Annotated in this window: 16 protein-coding genes and 1 pseudogene; 4 read left to right on the top strand and 13 right to left on the bottom strand. The window is 59.3% G+C overall.

All coding sequences use genetic code 11. From position 1 onward, the window contains the following. Positions 1-42: 42 nt before the first annotated feature. On the top strand, positions 43-888 hold the full coding sequence (gene nhoA / locus ACMGGH_RS17375) for an N-hydroxyarylamine O-acetyltransferase (RefSeq protein ID WP_232948301.1): 846 nt from the start codon (positions 43-45) through the stop codon (positions 886-888). A gap of 94 nt (positions 889-982) precedes the next feature. Next, the gene (locus tag ACMGGH_RS17370) at positions 983-1,432 is read left to right on the top strand and encodes a hypothetical protein (protein ID WP_048958317.1); all 450 of its coding nucleotides are present in this window, start codon (positions 983-985) and stop codon (positions 1,430-1,432) included. Between the two features lie 86 nt (positions 1,433-1,518). Here ACMGGH_RS17370 and narI read toward each other — a convergent pair whose 3' ends face one another. From narI to ACMGGH_RS17340, 6 genes and pseudogenes are all read right to left on the bottom strand, one after another. Then, entirely contained in the window at positions 1,519-2,199 is a 681-nt protein-coding gene (narI, locus tag ACMGGH_RS17365) for a respiratory nitrate reductase subunit gamma (RefSeq protein ID WP_022648214.1), read from the bottom strand. After that, positions 2,196-2,891 (bottom strand): nitrate reductase molybdenum cofactor assembly chaperone, encoded by a 696-nt coding sequence (gene narW / locus ACMGGH_RS17360; RefSeq protein ID WP_047368626.1) that lies wholly within the window; start codon positions 2,889-2,891, stop codon positions 2,196-2,198. Before narW ends, narI begins: the two co-directional genes overlap by 4 nt. Further along, positions 2,891-4,435, bottom strand: coding sequence for a nitrate reductase subunit beta (gene narH / locus ACMGGH_RS17355; RefSeq protein WP_008501747.1), 1,545 nt, complete (start codon positions 4,433-4,435; stop codon positions 2,891-2,893). The genes narW and narH overlap by 1 nt, the downstream gene beginning before the upstream one ends. Beyond that, positions 4,432-8,171 (bottom strand): annotated as a pseudogene (locus ACMGGH_RS17350) (nitrate reductase subunit alpha). Before ACMGGH_RS17350 ends, narH begins: the two are co-directional and overlap by 4 nt. Positions 8,172-8,238: 67 nt before the next feature. Next, a complete protein-coding gene (locus tag ACMGGH_RS17345) occupies positions 8,239-9,624 on the bottom strand; it encodes a NarK family nitrate/nitrite MFS transporter (RefSeq protein WP_232948299.1) in 1,386 nt (461 codons plus the stop codon). A gap of 209 nt (positions 9,625-9,833) precedes the next feature. Beyond that, positions 9,834-10,409: a TetR family transcriptional regulator gene (locus ACMGGH_RS17340; protein ID WP_028013266.1), complete on the bottom strand. Its 576-nt coding sequence runs from the start codon at positions 10,407-10,409 to the stop codon at positions 9,834-9,836. A gap of 117 nt (positions 10,410-10,526) precedes the next feature. Here ACMGGH_RS17340 and ACMGGH_RS17335 point away from each other — a divergent pair, with 117 nt between their 5' ends. Next, positions 10,527-12,014 carry an MFS transporter gene (locus ACMGGH_RS17335; RefSeq protein ID WP_232948298.1) on the top strand — a complete coding sequence of 496 codons (1,488 nt, stop codon included), beginning with the start codon at positions 10,527-10,529 and terminating at the stop codon, positions 12,012-12,014. Positions 12,015-12,079: 65 nt separating this feature from the next. Here ACMGGH_RS17335 and ACMGGH_RS17330 read toward each other — a convergent pair whose 3' ends face one another. Genes ACMGGH_RS17330 through ACMGGH_RS17300 form a run of 7 tightly spaced genes read right to left on the bottom strand, consistent with a single transcriptional unit; the run spans position 12,080 to position 18,530 of the window. Next, positions 12,080-13,306, bottom strand: coding sequence for a Zn-dependent hydrolase (locus ACMGGH_RS17330; protein WP_232948297.1), 1,227 nt, complete (start codon positions 13,304-13,306; stop codon positions 12,080-12,082). Next, positions 13,303-13,785, bottom strand: a complete 483-nt coding sequence (locus tag ACMGGH_RS17325; protein ID WP_048999756.1) for an L-2-amino-thiazoline-4-carboxylic acid hydrolase — start codon at positions 13,783-13,785, stop codon at positions 13,303-13,305. The genes ACMGGH_RS17330 and ACMGGH_RS17325 overlap by 4 nt, the downstream gene beginning before the upstream one ends. Before the next feature lie 17 nt (positions 13,786-13,802). After that, the gene (locus ACMGGH_RS17320) at positions 13,803-14,960 is read right to left on the bottom strand and encodes a branched-chain amino acid ABC transporter substrate-binding protein (RefSeq protein WP_041909827.1); all 1,158 of its coding nucleotides are present in this window, start codon (positions 14,958-14,960) and stop codon (positions 13,803-13,805) included. 28 nt (positions 14,961-14,988) lie between these two features. Then, positions 14,989-15,708, bottom strand: a complete 720-nt coding sequence (locus ACMGGH_RS17315) for an ABC transporter ATP-binding protein (RefSeq protein ID WP_232948296.1) — start codon at positions 15,706-15,708, stop codon at positions 14,989-14,991. Then, positions 15,701-16,468, bottom strand: coding sequence for an ABC transporter ATP-binding protein (locus tag ACMGGH_RS17310; protein WP_028013260.1), 768 nt, complete (start codon positions 16,466-16,468; stop codon positions 15,701-15,703). The genes ACMGGH_RS17315 and ACMGGH_RS17310 overlap by 8 nt, the downstream gene beginning before the upstream one ends. Next, positions 16,465-17,571, bottom strand: coding sequence for a branched-chain amino acid ABC transporter permease (locus ACMGGH_RS17305; RefSeq protein ID WP_232948295.1), 1,107 nt, complete (start codon positions 17,569-17,571; stop codon positions 16,465-16,467). Before ACMGGH_RS17305 ends, ACMGGH_RS17310 begins: the two co-directional genes overlap by 4 nt. Before the next feature lie 8 nt (positions 17,572-17,579). Beyond that, complete coding sequence (locus ACMGGH_RS17300; RefSeq protein WP_420299185.1) at positions 17,580-18,530, bottom strand: branched-chain amino acid ABC transporter permease; 951 nt, start codon at positions 18,528-18,530, stop codon at positions 17,580-17,582. 170 nt (positions 18,531-18,700) lie between these two features. On the opposite strand from ACMGGH_RS17300, the gene ACMGGH_RS17295 reads away from it, so the two are divergent. Then, complete coding sequence (locus tag ACMGGH_RS17295) at positions 18,701-19,645, top strand: LysR substrate-binding domain-containing protein (protein WP_232948294.1); 945 nt, start codon at positions 18,701-18,703, stop codon at positions 19,643-19,645. Positions 19,646-19,653 lie beyond the last annotated feature (8 nt).

The raw sequence follows: 19,653 nt of genomic DNA, 5'->3' as shown, positions 1-19,653 counted from the left end.
TTAGTTTATAAACAGAACATCACAATCAAAGGAAAATGATGTATGTCCCCCTTTCTGACTGACTATTTTGCCCGCATTCGGTGGGCGCAACCGACACGGGTTGATATAGACACCCTGCGCGCGCTGCATTTACACCACAATTGTGCGATCCCGTTCGAAAATATTGATGTCGTCCTGCCGCGCGAAATCCATCTTGACGATCAATGTCTGGTCGACAAGCTGGTGACGGCGCGACGCGGAGGATATTGCTTTGAGCAAAACGGCCTTTTCGAGCGCGTGTTGCGTGAAGTCGGGTTTAACGTGCGCAGCGTGCTGGGGCGGGTCGTACTGGCAAATCCGTCGCAGATGCCGCCGCGCACGCACCGCCTGCTGCTGGTTGAGCTGAACGGCGAGCGCTGGATTGCCGACGTGGGGTTTGGTGGACAGACGCTGACGGCGCCGATTCGCCTGCTCGCCAACGAGGAACAGGAAACCCCGCACGGCATTTACCGTCTTCTGAGCGAGGGTAACGACTGGGTATTACAGTTCCGTCACCACGAGCACTGGCAGTCGATGTACCACTTTGACCTGACGACGCAGTATTTCAGCGATTACGTGATGGGGAACTTCTGGTCGGCGCACTGGCCGCAGTCCCATTTTCGTCATCATCTGCTGATGTGTCGCCACCTGCCGAACGGTGGCAAGCTGACGCTGACTAACTTCAACTTTACCCACTGGCAGAACGGTCACGTGGAGGAGCAGATCCATTTGCCGGATGCGGAGGCGCTGTATAAGCTGATGCAGGAGCGGTTTGGCCTAGGCGTTGATGATCCGAAGCACGGCTTTACACTGGCCGAGCTGACGGCAGTGATGGCGGGGTTTGATACGCATCCGCAGGCAGGGAAATAGCCCGGTGGCGGCTACGCCTTACCGGGCCTACGGGTGCCCGAACGTAGGCCGCCACCCGACAGGTTAGTTTAAACATCATCAAAGGCATGCTGATATGGAAATCTTATTACGGAATAAATTCAGTTCAGTGGGAATGTTACTCGGGGTTATTGCACTGCTTCTCTCATTAGTACAGTTCACTTTTGGTCCTTTTTCGACAAAGTCGACGGCGCTTGAAATTGTTGTGGCTGAAAAGGTTTCGGCGGTAAAAAAAGGGATCATTGCTGGCATAAAAGGAGAGCAGCCGACCATTGAGGCGAAAAAGAAAGCGGTCGATATCGACAGCATTCTTATCAATAGCGGAATAATTTTATCCGTGGTGGCATTAGGGCTTGCGTTCACGGCAGGGATGCGCAAAGAGAACAGATGGGGGGTGAGTGGCGCGCTGTTTTTTTCCGGAGCCACGCTCGCTTTTCATGCGGTGTTACTGGCTTTTGGTTTGATCGTTGCCGTTTTGCTGCTGCTGGTGGTGATTTCTGTCGTAACCGGAAGTACTTTGTTCTGAGATTGCGGCCCGGTGGCGGCTACGCCTTACCGGGCCTACGGGAGTGTGAACGTAGGTCGGGTAAGGCGTAGCCGCACCCGACAAAATCAACGGCGCGATCTCACCACCTGATACCGACGGGTAAAATACTCAAACGGTGCGCTCCACACGTGCACCAGACGGGTGAACGGGAAGATGAGGAAGATCGTCATCCCCAGCACCAGATGCACGCGGAAGATCGGCGCGACGCCGCTCAACATCTCCGACGAGCCCCCCTTAAACGTTACGATCCCCTGCGCCCAGCCGACCAGTTTCATCATCTCGCTTCCGTCAGGATATTGCGCGGAGAAAGGAATGGTCGACAGCCCGAGGATGCACTGAAGCAGCAGGATACTCATGATGATAATATCCGGCGTGGTGGACGTGGCGCGTACCCGCTGGTTGAAGAGGCGGCGGATCAGCAGCATTGACCCACCAATCAGCGTCAGTACGCCGCAAATGCCTCCCGCAATCATGGCCAGCTGCTGTTTAACCGCGACGGGTAAAAACCAGGCGTACATCCAGTGCGGGGTTAACATGCCGAACAGGTGCCCGAAGAAGATCCCCAGAATCCCGATATGAAACAGGTTAGAGGCCCAGTTCATCCCGCGCTTGCTGAGCATCTGGCTCGATGAGGCCCGCCAGGTGTACTGCCCGTAGTCGTAGCGCAGCCAGCTGCCGAGGAAAAAAACGGTGGCACAGATATACGGGTAAATATCATAGAAAAACACGTTCAGGTAATGCGTCATTTTGGGCCTCCGGCGCTGACGTCCACGTACTGCGGCGCGACGTCCTGGCTAAAGCGTCGTTGATATTGCTGCATCGGCGAACTGTCGCACGATGTGGCGTTGTCTTCGATAAACTTCACCTGTTCCTCTTCCCACACGGCGTCCAGTGCCTGACGGGTATCATCCCGTTTTTCATCGGACACCTGCTTCGCCACGCTGTCGCTGGAAAGCCGCGTACCGGCCATCGTCAGCAGGGCGTCAAACAGCTGGTAATGCGCCACGCCGCGCTGCTTGAGGCGACCACCAATCAGCGCCAGGATCGGCGCGACATTTTGCAATCCTTCACGCGCCTCGTCGTCGGTGACGAGGCTGAGGTATTCCAGGTAGAGCGGCAGATAGTCGGGCAGCTCGCGACAGTCCAGCTCCAGCCCGGCTTTCTCATACTGGCTCATCAGGTCGACCATCGCCTGACCACGATCGCGGGACTCGGCGTGAACGTGCTCGAACAGCAGCAGGGACGTTGCGCGCCCGCGTTCAAACACTTCGCACCATTCGGCTTGCTTATCCAGCAGCGGGGCGCTCAGGTGCTGCTGCGCAAACGGCAGCAGCATGGGCGCGTCCTGCTCAACCAGGGAAAGCGCCTCATCGCGGTTTTCCCACAGCAGCTCATCGGGATACTCAATCAGCAGCGCGATGATTTTAAGGATCTGCATTATTCTCCCTCCCCGTGTTCGCGCACCTCGGTGATGTTAATCGCGTCGATGCGGCTGCTGTTGAAGAGGTTGAATTTGGTGTCGGAGCCGTGGCAGCCGTCGCCAAAGGTGAAGCCGCAGCCGTTTTTCTCCGGGAAGGCGTCGCGCGCCATTTCGCGGTGGCTGGTCGGGATCACGAAGCGGTCTTCGTAGTTAGCGATGGCGAGATAGCGGTACATCTCCTCAACCTGCGCTTCGGTCAGGCCCACTTCCTCAATGGCGCGGGTATCGGTCACGCCTTCCACGGTCTGGGAGCGTTTATAGTGACGCATCGCCATCATGCGCTTCAGGGCGCGCAGCACCGGGCCGGTATCGCCCGCGCTGAGCATGTTTGCCAGGTACTGCACTGGAATGCGCAGGCTTTCCACGGCAGGCAGGACGCCGTCACTCTGCGGCAGGCCGCCCGCATCCGCGTAAGACTGAATCGGCGACAGTGGCGGCACGTACCAGACCATCGGCAGGGTGCGGTATTCAGGATGCAGCGGCAGCGCCAGCTTCCAGTCCATCGCCATCTTGTAGACCGGCGAACGCTGGGCGGCATCAATCACGTTCTGCGGAATGCCTTGCTTCAGCGCTTCCTCAATCACCGCCGGATCGTTCGGGTTAAGGAACACGTCGCACTGGCGCTCGTACAGATCGGTTTCATGCTCGGTGCTGGCGGCCTCTTCAATACGGTCCGCGTCGTACAGCAGCACGCCGAGATAACGGATGCGCCCAACGCAGGTCTCCGAACAAACGGTCGGCTGGCCGGACTCAATGCGCGGGTAGCAGAAGATGCATTTTTCTGACTTGCCGCTTTTCCAGTTGAAGTAAATTTTCTTGTACGGGCATCCGCTGATGCACAGGCGCCAGCCGCGGCATTTATCCTGATCGATCAGCACAATGCCGTCCTCTTCGCGCTTGTAAATCGCGCCGCTCGGGCAGGTGGCCACGCAGCTCGGGTTGAGGCAGTGCTCGCACAGGCGCGGCAGATACATCATGAAGGTGTTTTCAAACTGGCCGTACATCTCCTTCTGGATCTTCTGGAAGTTGCGGTCGCGGGCGCGCTTTTCGAACTCGCCCCCCAGCAGCTCTTCCCAGTTTGGCCCCCAGACGATTTTGTCCATCCGCTTACCGTCGATCAGCGAGCGGGGGCGCGCGGTAGGGAGGTGATCCCCCTCCGGCGCGCGGTGCAGATCCTGATAGTCAAAGGTGAAGGGTTCGTAATAATCGTCAATCTGTGGCAGGACGGGGTTGGCGAAAATCTTCGACAGCACGCCCATTTTGCCGCCGAGGCGCGGCGTCAGCTTGCCATGTATGCCGCGGATCCAGCCGCCTTGCCACTCCTCCTGATCTTCCCAGTTTTTCGGGTAGCCAATTCCCGGTTTGGTCTCCACATTGTTAAACCACGCATACTCCATCCCTTCGCGCCCGGTCCAGACGTTCTTGCAGGTGACCGAGCAGGTGTGGCAGCCGATGCATTTATCGAGATTCAGAACCATGCCAACCTGTGAGCGTATTTTCATTTTTTCGCCTCCTGTACCTGATCCCGACCTTCGCCATCCAGCCAGTTAATGTTTTTCATTTTGCGGATCATGATGAACTCGTCGCGGTTCGAGCCGACGGTGCCGTAATAGTTGAAGCTGTACGCCAGCTGGGCATAGCCGCCGATCATGTGTGTCGGTTTTGGGCAGACGCGGGTGACCGAGTTGTGGATCCCGCCGCGCCGTCCGGTCACTTCTGACCCCGGAATGTTCAGGATGCGCTCCTGGGCGTGGTACATCATGGTCATGCCCGGCGGCACGCGCTGGCTGACCACCGCGCGGGCGGTGAGGGCGCCGTTGGCGTTGAAGGCTTCGATCCAGTCGTTGTCCTCTATGCCTAGTTCGCGCGCGTCGGTTTCGCTGATCCAGACGATGGGCCCCCCGCGCGACAGGGTCTGCATCAGCAGGTTTTCGCTGTAGGTGGAGTGGATGCCCCATTTCTGGTGCGGCGTCAGGAAGTTCAGCGCTTTTTCCGGGAAGCCGTTCGGCGGGATCTCGCGCATGTGGGTCACGCTGCGGGTATCAATCGGTGGGCGATAGGCCGCCAGGCTCTCCCCGAAGGCGCGCATCCACGGATGATCCTGATACAGCTGCTGGCGGCCCGAAAGGGTGCGCCACGGGATCAGCTCGTGGACGTTGGTATAGCCCGCGTTATAGGAGACGTGCTCGCTCTCAAGGCCGGACCACGTCGGGCTGGAGATGATTTTGCGCGGCTGCGCCTGAATGTCGCGGAAGCGGATTTTCTCATCTTCCTTGTTCAGCGCCAGATGGGTGTGGTCGCGCCCGGTCAGTTCCCCGAGCGCTTCCCAGGCCTTCACCGCCACCTGTCCATTAGTTTCCGGGGCGAGGGCGAGAATCACCTCCGAGGCGTCAATGGCGGTTTCAATGCGCGGGCGGCCTTTCGCCGGGCCGTCGAGCTTGACGTAGTTCAGCTTGCCGAGGAAATCGACCTCGTTCTGCGTGTTCCACGAAATGCCTTTCCCGCCGTTGCCGAGCTTGTCCATCAGCGGGCCGAGGGCGGTGAAGCGTTCGTAAGTTTCCGGGTAGTTACGCTCGACCACGGCAATGTTCGGCGCCGTTTTGCCGGGGATCAGGTCACATTCCCCTTTGCGCCAGTCCTGAATATCAAACGGCTGCGACAGCTCCGCCGGGGAGTCATGCTGCAGCGGCTGGAGCACCACGTCGGTTTCTGTGCCCAGATGGCCAACGCACACCTCGGAGAAGACTTTGGCGATGCCTTTGTAGATCTCCCAGTCGCTGCGCGATTCCCACGCCGGGTCAACGGCGGCGGAAAGCGGATGAATAAACGGGTGCATGTCCGAGGTATTCATGTCGTCCTTTTCATACCAGGTGGCGGTCGGCAGGACGATATCGGAGAACAGGCAGGTGCTGGACATGCGGAAATCGAGCGTCACCAGCAGGTCGAGCTTGCCCTCGATGGCGGCGGTTTGCCACTCCACCTCTTCAGGCTTCACGTCGTCCGTTGAGCCTAAATCTTCACCCTGAATGCCGCTCTCGGTGCCGAGCAGGTATTTCAGCATGTACTCGTGGCCTTTCCCGGACGAGCCGAGCAGGTTAGAGCGCCAGACGAACAGGTTGCGCGGGTGGTTCTTGCCGTTGTCCGGCTGTTCGCAGGCGAAGCGGATATCGCCCGACTTCAACGCCTGAACGGTGTACTCCTGCGGCGTCATGCCCGCCGCGTCCGCACGCGCCTTGACGTGCAGCGGGTTGAGGTTGAGCTGCGGGGCCGACGGCAGCCAGCCCATGCGTTCGGCACGAACGTTAAAGTCGATCAGATGTCCGGTGAACTTCGACGCGTCCGCCAGCGGGGAGAGCAGCTCCTGCGCGGTGAGCTTCTCGTAGCGCCACTGGCTGGCGTGGTTGTAGAAGAACGAGGTGCTGTTCATCTGGCGCGGCGGGCGGTTCCAGTCCAGCGCGAAGGCCAGCGGCAGCCAGCCGGTTTGCGGGCGCAGCTTCTCCTGGCCGACATAGTGGGACCAGCCGCCGCCGCTCTGCCCGACGCAGCCGCAGAAGACCAGCATATTGATCATCCCGCGATAGTTCATGTCCATGTGGTACCAGTGGTTCACCCCGGCACCCAGAATGATCATCGAGCGACCGTGCGTTTTGTGCGCCGTGTCGGCGAACTCGCGGGCAATTTTTTCGATCAGGTACGCGGGCACGCCGGTGATCTGCTCGCCCCAGGCGGGCGTGTAGGCTTTGATCTGGTCATAGCTGTCTGCGGCGTTACTGTCTTCCAGGCCGCGATCGAGACCGTAGTTAGCCAGCACCAGATCGTAAACGCTGACCACTCGCTTCTCGCTGCCGTCGGCGAGCGTCAGGGTTTTGCTCGGCACGCGGCGCGTCAGCACCGGCTCCTGCTTCACGCTGCGAAAATGCGGGTTTTCGTTGCCGCCAAAGTAGGGGAACGCGACGTCCGCCACGCTGTCGTGGGTAATCAGCAGGGAGAGTGTGAGTTCTGTTTCATGGCCCGCAGCCTGAGGCTCCAGGTTCCATTTGCCTTTTTCCCCCAGCGGAAGCCGATCGAGCCGTTTGGCACCACCAGGTTACCGGCGATATCGAAGGCGACGGTCTTCCACTCTGGGTTATTGGCCTCCCCCAGTCCGTCGACGAGATCGGAGGCGCGCAGCATCCGGCCCGGCACCACGCGACCGTCAGCCTGTTCGTCCAGCAGCACGAGCATCGGCATGTCGGTGTAGCGGCGGCAGTAGTTAAGGAAGTAATCGCTCGGGTTATCGAGGTGGAACTCTTTGAGGATGACGTGGCCCATCGCCATGGCGAGGGCGCTGTCGGTGCCCTGTTTGGGGGCCAGCCACTGGTCGCTGAGCTTGGCGACCTCCGAGAAGTCCGGCGTAATCGCAACGGTTTTGGTGCCTTTGTAGCGCACCTCGGTAAAGAAGTGGGCGTCGGGAGTACGCGTCTGCGGCACGTTCGAGCCCCAGGCAATGATATAGCTGGAGTTGTACCAGTCGGCGGACTCCGGCACGTCGGTCTGCTCGCCCCAGGTCATCGGCGACGCCGGCGGCAGGTCGCAGTACCAGTCGTAGAAGCTCAGGCAGGTGCCACCCAGCAGGGAGAGATAGCGCGTTCCGGCGGCGTAGGAGACCATCGACATCGCCGGAATAGGCGAAAAACCGGCCACGCGGTCCGGGCCGTAGTTTTTGATAGTCCAGACGTTAGCGGCGGCGATCAGCTGGTTCAGCTCTTTCCAGTTTGAGCGGATAAACCCGCCTTTACCCCGCGCCTTCCTGTAGCTTTGCGCCTTTTGCGGATCGTTCTGGATGGCATCCCAGGCCAGAACCGGATCGGTATGCTGCGCCAGCGCCTCGCGCCAGAGTTCAATCAGCCTGCGGCGCACCAGCGGGTACTTAAGGCGGTTGGCGCTGTAGAGGTACCAGGAGTAGCTTGCGCCTCGCGGGCAGCCGCGCGGCTCGTGATTGGGCAGGTCAGGGCGGGTGCGGGGGTAGTCGGTCTGCTGGGTTTCCCAGGTCACCAGGCCGTTTTTGACATAAATCTTCCAGCTACAGGAGCCGGTACAGTTTACCCCGTGGGTAGATCGCACAATCTTGTCGAACTGCCAGCGCTGGCGGTAGCTGTCCTCCCAGTCGCGGTTGGTGTGATACACCTGCCCGTGCCCATCGGCGAAACTGTCGCCTTTTGTTTTGAAGTAACGGAAGCGGTCCAGCAGTTTGCTCATGACATTTCTCCTGCTTCGATAACATGGCCGGAGTGCGATGCATCACGCTCCGGCGAAGATGTAGTTTTTATTTTTTTGAGGATTTACGGCCATACACCAGCCAGGTGACCAACACGCAGACGATGTAAAACACGAGGAAGACTTTCATGGCCCCAACCGGCGAACCGGTCATTGCCAGCGATGTGCCGAACGCCTTAGGGATAAAGAACCCGCCAACGGCACCGATGGCGGAGATAAAGCCCAGCGCGGCGGCGGTCTCCGTCACCGCTTCATGCTGCGCCTGTTCATCCGTGCCGCCCTGGTTTTTGACGCGGTCGAGGGTGATTTGGCGAAAGATAATCGCGATCATCTGGAAGGTCGAACCGCTGCCCAGCCCGGCGGTGAGGAACAGGCCCATAAAGACCAGGTAGAAGGCGATAAAGCTGCCGGAGCCAGAGCCGGGGAGCGTCAGGAAGATCAGGGCGCTGAAGATAGCCATAAAGACGAAGTTAATCAGCGTGACGCGCACGCCGCCCAGCCTGTCAGAGACCATCCCGCCCGCCGAACGCGCCAGTGCGCCGATCAGGGGGCCAAAGAAAGCGAGGTGCAGGATGTTCACGTCCGGGAACTGGGTTTTCGACAGCATGGCAAAGCCCGCCGAGAAGCCGATAAACGAGCCGAAGGTAGCAAGATAAAGCAGGCTCAGCAGCCAGAGGTGAAAGCGCTTCAGTACCGGCAGCTGGCTGGCGATAGAGGCTTTAGAGCTGGCGATATCGTTCATGCCAAAAAACGCCGCAAGGGTTGCCAGCAGCAGCAGCGGCGCCCAGACCCAGGCCGCATTGGCCAGCCACATCGTTGAGCCGTCTTCCTGCGGTACGCCGTGCACGCCGAGGAAGGTAAACATTGGCAGGAAAATCACCAGCGGAGCAAACAGCTGCATCACGCTGACGCCCAGATTTCCCAGCCCGCCGTTGATGCCCAGCGCGCTGCCCTGTCTGGCCTTTGGGAAGAAGAAGCTGATGTTACCCATGCTGGAGGCAAAGTTGGCCCCGGCAAAACCGCAAAGCAGGGCAATCACGATAAAGACCCAGTAAGGTGTCGCGGTGTTCTGAATGGCTATCCCCAGCCAGACGCAGGGGATAATCAGGATAACGGTGCTCAATACCGTCCAGTAGCGTCCGCCAAATATTGGTACCATAAACGAGTAGGGGACGCGCAATATCGCGCCAGAGAGTGAAGGTAATGCCGTTAGCATAAAAAGCTGATCGGTGGTGAAATTAAATCCGACTTTATTCAGATTGACCGCAACGGCGCTAAATAACATCCACACGCAAAACGCTAATAGCAGGCAAGCTACAGAAATCCATAGGTTTCTTCGTGCGATATGTTTTCCTTTATTCTCCCAAAATTGTGCGTTTTCAGGTTTCCAGTTACTCAACAGATGGGGATTACTTTTATCACTTTGTTGCGACATATCGCCCTCTTGCTTACCATGTTTGAGAGAAAAATGAAGTAAAAACAAAAAGATGATTAAAGAAGTGTAATTGGTTTTTTGGGATGCTTTGGGATACATCTGAAAGGATAGATAAAAAAGCGAACCCCCGAGATTAGAATGAAAATAAGGGCTCGCTTAATGTGTTACTAATTGTAACATTTTGCGTAATTTATACTCCGGAAGGAGTATTAAAACAATTCCAGCGTGATAAGTTTGTCGAGATGTTTATTAAATGCCGCATCGTCCATTTCAGGCATATTTAATACGGTGATCCCATCCAGGCCACAAACCAGCCCTATTAAACGCCAGGCGATATTTTCCGCCCGATCGGTAAGCGTGAACGCGTTGGCATCAGCCCCGGCGCGGATAATCGCCACGGTTTCCTGATGCCACATCTCCATGGTCAGGACATAAGCCGCTTTGATCTCGGGATCACGACTGGCGAGAATTTGGGCTTCCCGCCAAAGGCGAATGTAAGGTTCAAGCCCACCGTCGTCACTGCCGAGCATGCTGTGCAACCGTTCCCGCCAACCGGCGTTTTCACCCACCACGTCGGCATCCAGCAGCTCGCGGATCACGCGCACAAACGCCAGCGATTTTAACTCGCCGCCGGAGGCAAAGTGGTGGTGGACCTGCCCGGTCGCGACGCCCGCTTCTGCGGCAATGCGCCGTACCGTCATGGCTGCCAGCCCCTCGGCCAGCGCCACGCGCATCGCAGCCTGTAAGATCGCTTCCCGCCGCTCTTCCTTGCTCAAATAGCGCATTTTTTCTCTACTCTCAATAAGACCGAAACGAGTGTAACAAAAAGCTGGACAGTCGTTCAACTTTACGTAGGATCGGATTCTGGACATGTGTCCATGTTTAAAATGAAAAGGAAATTTATGTTTCGTCAGTGGTTAGCGTTAGTAATTATCGTGCTGGTGTACATCCCGGTGGCGATTGACGCGACGGTGCTGCACGTGGCGGCGCCGACATTGAGCATGACGCTGGGTGCCAGCGGAAACGAATTGTTGTGGATCATTGATATTTACTCGCTGGTGATGGCGGGGATGGTGCTGCCGATGGGTGCCCTGGGTGACCGCATTGGCTTTAAACGCTTGCTGATGATCGGCAGCACGCTGTTTGGCCTGTCGTCCCTGGCGGCCGCGTTTGCACCGTCGGCAGGGTGGCTGATAGCGGCGCGCGCCTCGCTGGCGATGGGTGCGGCAATGATCATTCCGGCTACGCTTGCGGGGATCCGCACGCTGTTTACCGACGCGAAAGATCGCAACATCGCGCTCGGCGTCTGGGCGGCAGTGGGTTCCGGCGGGGCGGCGTTTGGTCCGCTGATTGGCGGTATGCTGCTGGAGCATTTTTACTGGGGATCGGTGTTTTTAATCAACGTGCCGATTGTGCTGATAGTGGTGTCGCTGGCCGCGCGTTTTGTGCCCCGTCAGCAGGGCCGACCGGAGCAGCCGCTGAATATCAGTCATGCCATCATGCTGATTGTGGCGATTTTGCTGCTGGTCTACAGCGCCAAAACCGCGCTCAAAGGCGTCCTGTCGCCGTGGCTGGTTGCCTCCGCGCTGGTGACCGGCTCGGTGCTGCTGTTTATCTTCGTGCGTATCCAGCTGCGCGCCCGCGTGCCGATGATCGATATGCGCCTGTTCTGTCACCGCATCATTTTAAGCGGCGTGGTCATGGCGATGACCGCCATGATTGCCCTGGTCGGGTTTGAGCTGCTGATGGCGCAGGAGCTACAGTTTGTCCACGGCTTTACGCCGTTCGAGGCGGGCATGTTTATGCTCCCGGTGATGGTGGCAAGCGGATTCAGCGGGCCGATTGCCGGTGTGCTGGTGGGCCGCCTGGGGCTGCGCATTGTCGCGGCCGGGGGGATGGGGCTCAGCGCCGTCAGCTTTATTGGCCTGTCGATGCTCGACTTCAGTACGCAGCAGTGGCAGGCGTGGGGGCTGATGGTGCTGCTCGGCTTCAGTGCCGCCAGCGCGCTGCTGGCCTCGACCTCCGCCATTATGGCTGCCGCGCCGAAGGAGAAAGCCGCTGCCGCAGGAGCGATTGAAACCATGTCCTATGAACTGGGCGCCGGGCTGGGGATCGCTATTTTTGGTCTGCTGTTGACCCGCAGCTTCTCGGCGTCCATTGACCTGCCGCAGGGGCTGAATGCCTCGCTCGTCGATAAAGCCTCGTCATCCATTGGTGAAGCGATGAAGGTGGCGCAGGAGCTGACGCCGTCCCTCGCGGAGCCGGTGATTGAGGCGGCGAAAAGTGCGTTTATTACCTCCCACAGCGTGGCGCTGGGGAGTGCGGGCGGAATGCTGCTGTTGCTGGCTGTGGGGATCTGGTTTAGCCTGGCGAAGGTGCCGAAGCCGTAAAACACGCCCGGTGGCGCTGCGCTTACCGGGCCTACGGGCGCGGTGTCCGAGCCGCGCCACCCGGTTTATTTTTCCTGGGCCGCGGACAGGACGCTGTGCAACAGCACGTTCGCCCCTTTCTCCGACCACTCTGGCAGGATCCTTTCCGCTTCGTTATGGCTGATGCCCTTCACGCAGGGGATAAAAATCATGCTGGCAGGGGCAATTTTGCTGACATAGCAGGCGTCATGTCCCGCGCCGGAGACCATCGGTTTCGCCGAGTAGCCCAGTTCCGCCACGGCCTTCTCCGTGCGGGCCAGACATTCGGCATCAAAAGCGATGGGGGTGTAGTCAAAAATGCGTTCAACGACAGCCGCCACCCCGCGCAGGCTCAGGCTTTCAGCCACCTTATGCAGCGCCGCCTCCATGGCTTCCAGTGCCGTCAGCGCCGGATGGCGAAACTCCACGCTGCAGACCACCCGAGACGGCACGACGTTGCGCGAGTTTGGCGTAACCTGCGCCATACCGATGGTCGCACGTCCGTCCGGCGCGTGCCGATAGCCAATCTCCTCCACCTTCAGCGCCAGCTCCGAGAACGCGGTCAGCGCATCGCGTCGGCTGTGCATCGGCGTGGTGCCCGCGTGGGCGGCAAACCCGTCCAGCGTCAGGGTAAACCAGCGCTGGCCCATTGCCGCGCGGACTAACCCGATATCCAGGGCTTCGTCTTCCAGAATCGGGCCCTGTTCGATGTGCAGCTCGTAGCAGGCGTGAACCGGAAACGCACGGGCAGGGGCTTCACCCCGGTAGCCGATGCTTTCCAGCGCTTCACCCACGCTGATACCGTCGCTATCCGCGCGGGCATGGGCGTACGCTTCGCTAAATTGCCCCGTCCAGACCCCTGAAGCGAGCATGGCTGGCGCAAAGCGCGCGCCTTCTTCGTTGGTCCAGTTGACCAGCACGATGTCACGCTCCGTCTCAAGGTGATGGTCATTGAGGGTGCGCAGCAGCTCCAGCCCGGCCAGCACGCCGTAAACCCCGTCGTAGTTCCCTCCCAGCGGCTGGGTATCCACGTGCGAACCGGTCAGGACCGGCGCAAGCTGCGGGTTTTTCCCCGCGCGGCGGATGAACATATTGCCCATGCTGTCGACGTCGCAGGTAAAACCGGCGTCCAGCGCCCAGTCGCGCAGCAGGTTACGCGCAATACGATCTTCCTCGCTCAGTGCCAGACGGGTGACGCCACCGGCGGGCGTGCCGCCGATCTGCGCCATCATCTCAAGCGTTGACCACAGCCGTTCGGCGTTGACGCGGATCATGACTTGTCCTTACCGCTGCGGTAGCGGAAATCACAGCACGCACCGCCCTGCATAATGGTCGTGGTGCGGGTTAGCTCTACGTCCGGCGCATAGCCAACGATGAATTTTTCATCGCGCGCGCAGGAGAGCAGGTGACCAATCTCGCCCAGCCCCATCTCGTGGTACATCTCCGCGTAGCGACAGCGGGTCACGTTGTAGTTGTACTGCTGGTCGTCAGCGTCGATCACCTTCACGTCCAGGGCGTTATCTTTCTCCCACAGATACTGCAGGGCGATAAAGCTCTTGATGTTCGCGCCGTTGGGTTCTTTGCTGGCAAACCCTTTGCCAGCGTCAATCGCGGCCTGCTCAATGGCCTCGCCAATCACCGCCTGGGCGCGGGCTTTCCCTATCTCGCGCACCAGGATTTCATAAATTGGCTTAATAATTTCAGCTTCAATTTTGCGGCGGGCGAGAATGCCCAGCTCATTATTATCACTCATCACATTGCCTCGCTGCGTTACTTCGCTTTTGCGCCGCCCAGCACGGTCTGCGGCTGCCATTTGCCGTCGACAACCTTATAGACCGTGAACGACGGCGATTTCAGGTTGCCCTCTTTATCAAACGCGATCTGTCCGGTAACGCCGGAATAGCTGATGGCGCGCAGGGCGGGCAGATAGTCTGATGGCTCAACGGAGTCTGCTTTTTCCATCGCCGCAACCAGCACGCGGGTGGCGTCATAGGCGAACGGGGCGTGCAGTTCGATATGGGTGTGGTAGCGGGCCTGGTAGGCCTGTTCGAATGCCTTTCCACCCGGCATCTGGTCAACGGGCAGGCCCGGCTCCAGCGCCACAACGCCTTCGCCTTCTTTCTGCGCCAGCTTCAGGAACGTCTGGCTGACGAATCCGCCTGCGCCCATCAGCGTGGCATTCATGCCCAGCTGTTTAATGCGGCGAGCCAGCGGTGCGGCCTGGCTGTCGACGCCGCCGAAGAAGATCAGATCGGCGTTTTTACTGCGGATGGCGGTCAGCACGGCGCTGAAATCGACCGTTTTGTCATCCACGTACTGACGGTCGACAATTTTCACGCCCTGGGCTTCCAGCGATTTAATAAACTGGTCTGCAAGCCCCTGACCGAAGGCGGTACGGTCGTCGATTACCGCAATGCGTTTGGCTTTCAGGGTGTTAACCGCGTACTGACCGGCGAGCTGGCCGCCGTCATCGTCGTGTCCCATCACGCGGAAGCTGGTATCAAAACCTTGTTGCGTATAGGCGTGACCGGTCGCGACCGGTGCCACCTGGGCGATGCCCGCATCGTGATAAACGCGGGCCGCTGGAATGCTGGTGCCGGTGTTCCAGTGGCCGACCACGCCCGCCACATCGCTGTCCACCAGACGCTGCGCGACGGCTACGGCAGTGCGCGGGTCAGACTGATCGTCTTCGGACTGCAGTTTGAAGGTGACCGCTTTGCCGCCGATGGTCGGATGCTGCTTGTTAATGTCGTCAATGGCCAGCTGCGCGCCGTTCTCAAGATCTTTCCCGATACGTGCTGACGGGCCGGTGAGCGGGCCTGCCAGACCGATAACCACGGTTTCGCCGTCGGCGGCCCACGAGGACGTTGAGGCAAGACCGCCGAGCAGAATAGCGGCGCTGAGCGCGCTGATTTTTACTGTTTTCATTGTATTTCCCTGATGTTGGCTGGTGTGGTTAAACGGGCATTTCGCCCAAATAAATGTGTGCAATCTGGTCGTCGTTAAGCAGCGCTGTCGATTTGCCATGATGAACAATGCTGCCGCTGTCCATCACCCACGCGCTGTCGGTCACTTCCAGCGCGAGCCGGGCGTTTTGTTCGATCAGCAGCAGGGCGACGCCGCGCTCGCGCAGCCCGGCAATAACGGCAAATATGTTCTCGACCATCTTCGGGGCAAGGCCCATCGACGGCTCGTCGAGGATCAGCAGGCGCGGGCGGCTGAGGAGGGCGCGGTTAAGGGCCAGCAGCTGTTGCTCGCCGCCGGACAGCAGCCCGGCAAGCTGATGCTGGCGCTCGCCCAGACGCGGGAAGCGTTCGAAAATCTCGTTCATCTCGCGCTTAATGGTGACGGTGTCACGTCTTAGCCAGGCGCCCATCTGCAGGTTTTCCAGTAGCGTCATGCGGGAGAAGATCCCGCGGCCCTCCGGGACCATGACCAGCCCGTCGCGAAGCAGGGTCTCCGGGCTCTGTTTACGGACCGGCTTACCGCTGAATTCAATACTGCCGCTAAAGCTTTCCAGCCCGGTAATAGCGCGCACGGTGGAGCTTTTCCCCGCGCCGTTAGCGCCGATCAGCGTAGCCTGTTCGCCCTCGTGCAGGGTAAAGGAGACATCGCGTACGGCCTGAATGCCGCCGTAATGCACGTCCAGACGTTCTACCTTCAGCAATTCAGACATGGGCGTTACCTCCAAGCCAGGCGGCGATCACTGCCGGGTCGCGCCGCACGCTTTCCGGCGTACCGCTGGCGAGCGTTTTACCGTAATCAAGCACCGTCAGGCGATCGCAGATGCCCATCACCAGCTTGACGTCATGTTCAATCATCAGCAGGGTTTTGCCGTCATCGCGGATGCGGATGAGCAGCTCGCCGAGCGCCACTTTTTCCGCCGCGTTCATTCCTGCGGCGGGCTCGTCCAGCGCCAGCAGCAGCGGATCCGTCGCCAGCGCGCGGGCGATTTCAAGGCGACGCTGATGACCATAGGCCAGATCGCAGGCGCGATAGTGGGCGAACTGCGCAATGCCGGTATAGTCCAGCCAGTGCCAGGCCAGCTCGCGGGTCTGCTTCTCTTCTTCGCGGGCGCGTTTATGGCGGCTCAGCGCGGCCCACAGGCCGTTACGGGTGCGCACGTGGCGGCCCACCATCACGTTTTCCAGCACCGACATCTCGTTGAAGAGGCGCACGTTCTGGAAGGTGCGGGCAATCCCGGCGGCGGTGACTTTCTCTATGTGCTTTGGGAAGTAGGGCTTATCGGCAATCGAAAACTCACCGCTGTCCGCCGGATAAAGCCCGGTGATCAGGTTAAAGCAGGTGGTTTTTCCCGCGCCGTTGGGGCCAATCAGCCCGTAGATTTCCCCCCTGTTCACGGTAATCGAAACGTCATCTACGGCAGTCAGCCCGCCGAAGCGTTTTGACATGTTGCGTACGGTTAACAGGCTCATGCCTTCACCTCCTTGTGGCGTACCGGCCAGAGGCCTGACGGGCGCACCAGCATGACCAGCACCAGTGCCAGACCGTAAAACAGCTGGCGCAGCACTTCCGGGTCAATCAGTACCGTACCGAACAGCGCCTGCTGAACCGGCGCTGCCTGGCTGCGCAGCAGTTCCGGCAGGGCGGTAAGCAGTACCGCGCCCAGGATCACGCCTGGAATGTGTCCCATACCGCCCAGCACCACCATCGCCAGTACGGCAATGGACTCCTGCAGCGTGAAGGATTCCGGGGAGACAAAGCCCTGAAACGCGCCGAACAGCGCACCCGCCACGCCGCCAAAGGAGGCGCCCATCGCAAAGGCGAGCAGCTTATAGTTACGCACATTGATGCCCATCGCGCGGGCCACGTCTTCATCCTCGCGGATGGCGTGCCAGGCGCGGCCAATACGGGAATGCTGCAGGCGCAGGCAGACAAAAATAATCGCTACAATCACCAGCATCAGCAGGTAGTACCACAGCCACAGGGCGGGCACTTTGAAACCAAACCAGTGGTAGACGCCGCTAAACTTCAGGCCGAACAGGTTCAGCGTATCGACCCCGGTAATGCCCTTTGCGCCGTTGGTGATGTTTACCGGACGGTCGAGGTTGCGCATGAGGATGCGGATAATTTCGCCAAAGCCGAGGGTCACTATCGCCAGGTAGTCCCCGCGCAGCTTCAGCGTGGGCGCACCGAGTAAAATCCCGCAGACTGCCGCCACCAGGGCGGCCAGCGGAATAATGAGCAGATACGAGGTGTGCAGCCCGTCCGGGAACCAGAGGCCGAGGATCGGAAACACCTCCAGCAGGTGTGGGGAGGCCATCAGCGCAGCCAGGTAGGCGCCGACGGCGTAAAAGGCGATAAAGCCCATGTCCAGCAGGCCGGTATAGCCGACCACAATATTGAGCCCGAGCGCCAGCATGATGTAGAGCAGGGCGAAGTCGATGACGCGCACCCAATAGTTGCCGCCGAGCTGCGTGGCCACCACGGGCGCAATCAGCAGCGCGAGGCAGAACAGGCTCATGCCTGACCAGAATTTGCGCGCCGCCGCCGGGGCCTGGAGTTGAAGTGTTGTCATGGTATTCCTTACGCCCTGTGCGCCACGCGCTCGCCCAGCAGGCCAGCCGGACGGAAGACCAGCACCAGGATCAGCACCATAAAGGCAAAGACATCCTGATAGTTGCTGCCAAATACACCGTGGGTCAGTTCACCCAGGTAGCCTGCGCCCAGCGCTTCGATAATGCCGAGCAGGATGCCGCCAATCATGGCACCCCGAATGTTACCAATGCCCCCCAGCACGGCGGCGGTAAAGGCCTTAATCCCGGGTAAAAAGCCCATCGAGAAGCTGGCGTTACCGTAGTTGCTGGCCATCATTACGCCTGCCAGCGCGGCAAACGCCCCGCCAATCGCAAACGTCAGGGTGATAATGGCGTTTGGGTTAACCCCCATCAGCGTGGCCACGCGCGGGTTTTCCGCCACGGCGCGCATGCCGCGCCCCAGACGGGTGTATTCCACCAGCAGCCAGAGCCCGGTCATCACCGCCAGCGCCAGCGCCACGGTGACAATACCTGTAACGGTCACGATGGCGGGCGGGTGCATTTCACTTCCTGACGTCACGGTAATCGGATCCATGGGCAGGATCTGCGGAAACATCAGCGGGTTGCGCGTCCAGATAATCATCGCCACGGTTTGCAGCAGGACGGAGACGCCGATACCCGAGATCAGCGGCGCCAGGCGCGGAGCGTTGCGCAGTCGACGGTAGGCAAATCGCTCCACGGCCATGGCCAGCAGGGCGCACACGGCCATGGCAATCATCAGGGCAACGCCGAGCTGCAAGAGCAGCGGCATATGCGGGAAGGTGCTATTCAGGGCGTTAATGGCGGAGAGCGTGGTGAGCGCGCCGACCATCAGAATATCGCCGTGGGCAAAGTTAATAATGCGCAAAATGTCATACACCATGGTATAGCCCAGCGCGATCAGCGCGTAGATGCTTCCCAGCATCACACCGTTGATCAGTTGTTGTATGAGTGTATCCAACGTCTGTACCCGCAAAGTGCTCGTTCTGCGGCTACCATCCAATAAATGAATTAAATTGTAAAATACGCATCTATTATTTCTTATGATAAATAAATATTGTTTTATGTTTATGATTTAAATGAAAATAGTGAATGCCTGCTTTTGGGTGAAAAGCCTAAAGAAATCAACATATGAATAAAACAGAACAATTGGCGAGCCTGACGGCGTTTGCAGAGAGCCGCCTGGCAAACGATCCGCCGCTTCGGGCCGTACGTGCATTCGAGGCCATCGCCAGGCTGGGGAGCGTCACGCTGGCCGCGCAGGAGCTGGATATCTCTCCGTCGGCCGTCAGCCATCAGCTCAAGGTACTCGAAGGATACCTGCAAATGCCGCTCACGGAACGTCAGGGACGCAGGCTGGTGCTGAGCCAGCACGGGCGGGAATATTACCGCTCGATCCGTGCGGCGTTTAACGTGTTGCGCCAGGCGACGGAGCACCTGGCGGAGCAGGCGCAAACGCGTCAGGTCACCATCAGCCTGATTCCGCTTTTTGGTATGGGGTGGTTTATCCCGCGCTTGCCTGCGTTCATGCGCGCCAATCCGCAAACCGAGATCAATGTGGTGTATGCCAACCACCGTAACTATCTGAGCGACGCGTCGGATATGTCGATTCGTTTTGGTAACGGGCAGTGGGCGGGGTATCAGAGTGAAAAGCTGATTTCCGGCCAGATGGTGCCGGTGTGCAGCCGCGCGTTTTTGCGCGTACATGGCCATATCGACACGCCTGAACAGCTGCTGCAAATGCCGCTGCTGCACGATGAAGAGCGTACGAGCTGGACGCAGTGGTTTTTGTTGCAGGGGGTAAAACGTCCATTCCGGCGCAGCGGCCCGCTGTTTGAAGACGGGCTGTTGACGCTGGCGGGCGTTCAGGCAGGGCTGGGATGTGCGCTCATGCGGGAGCCGCTGATTGCGCCATATCTTGAGAGCGGCGAGCTGGTCAAGATATTTGACTTACCGATTGATGACGGGCGCGATTATTACCTCTGCGTGCGTTCAGATTCAGAGATGACCGAAGACGGCAAGCTGCTGCAAACCTGGCTGCGTCGGGCGGCAGGCGGGGAGTTGTCTGTCGGGTAAAAGCGGAA

Source organism: Enterobacter sp. BNK-16 (assembly GCF_048684955.1).
Lineage (GTDB): Bacteria > Pseudomonadota > Gammaproteobacteria > Enterobacterales > Enterobacteriaceae > Enterobacter > Enterobacter bugandensis.
The sequence above is the reverse complement of the archived record's forward strand: the minus strand, read 5'-3'. Positions and strand labels throughout refer to the sequence as shown.

Bases quoted from the DNA above. Each gene is read 5' to 3' on its own strand.
- nhoA (WP_232948301.1), top strand. From the start codon at position 43: ATGTCCCCCTTTCTGACTGACTATTTTGCCCGCATTCGGTGGGCGCAA.
- ACMGGH_RS17370 (WP_048958317.1), top strand. From the start codon at position 983: ATGGAAATCTTATTACGGAATAAATTCAGTTCAGTGGGAATGTTACTC.
- narI (WP_022648214.1), bottom strand. From the start codon at position 2,199: ATGACGCATTACCTGAACGTGTTTTTCTATGATATTTACCCGTATATC.
- narW (WP_047368626.1), bottom strand. From the start codon at position 2,891: ATGCAGATCCTTAAAATCATCGCGCTGCTGATTGAGTATCCCGATGAG.
- narH (WP_008501747.1), bottom strand. From the start codon at position 4,435: ATGAAAATACGCTCACAGGTTGGCATGGTTCTGAATCTCGATAAATGC.
- ACMGGH_RS17345 (WP_232948299.1), bottom strand. From the start codon at position 9,624: ATGTCGCAACAAAGTGATAAAAGTAATCCCCATCTGTTGAGTAACTGG.
- ACMGGH_RS17340 (WP_028013266.1), bottom strand. From the start codon at position 10,409: ATGCGCTATTTGAGCAAGGAAGAGCGGCGGGAAGCGATCTTACAGGCT.
- ACMGGH_RS17335 (WP_232948298.1), top strand. From the start codon at position 10,527: ATGTTTCGTCAGTGGTTAGCGTTAGTAATTATCGTGCTGGTGTACATC.
- ACMGGH_RS17330 (WP_232948297.1), bottom strand. From the start codon at position 13,306: ATGATCCGCGTCAACGCCGAACGGCTGTGGTCAACGCTTGAGATGATG.
- ACMGGH_RS17325 (WP_048999756.1), bottom strand. From the start codon at position 13,785: ATGAGTGATAATAATGAGCTGGGCATTCTCGCCCGCCGCAAAATTGAA.
- ACMGGH_RS17320 (WP_041909827.1), bottom strand. From the start codon at position 14,960: ATGAAAACAGTAAAAATCAGCGCGCTCAGCGCCGCTATTCTGCTCGGC.
- ACMGGH_RS17315 (WP_232948296.1), bottom strand. From the start codon at position 15,708: ATGTCTGAATTGCTGAAGGTAGAACGTCTGGACGTGCATTACGGCGGC.
- ACMGGH_RS17310 (WP_028013260.1), bottom strand. From the start codon at position 16,468: ATGAGCCTGTTAACCGTACGCAACATGTCAAAACGCTTCGGCGGGCTG.
- ACMGGH_RS17305 (WP_232948295.1), bottom strand. From the start codon at position 17,571: ATGACAACACTTCAACTCCAGGCCCCGGCGGCGGCGCGCAAATTCTGG.
- ACMGGH_RS17295 (WP_232948294.1), top strand. From the start codon at position 18,701: ATGAATAAAACAGAACAATTGGCGAGCCTGACGGCGTTTGCAGAGAGC.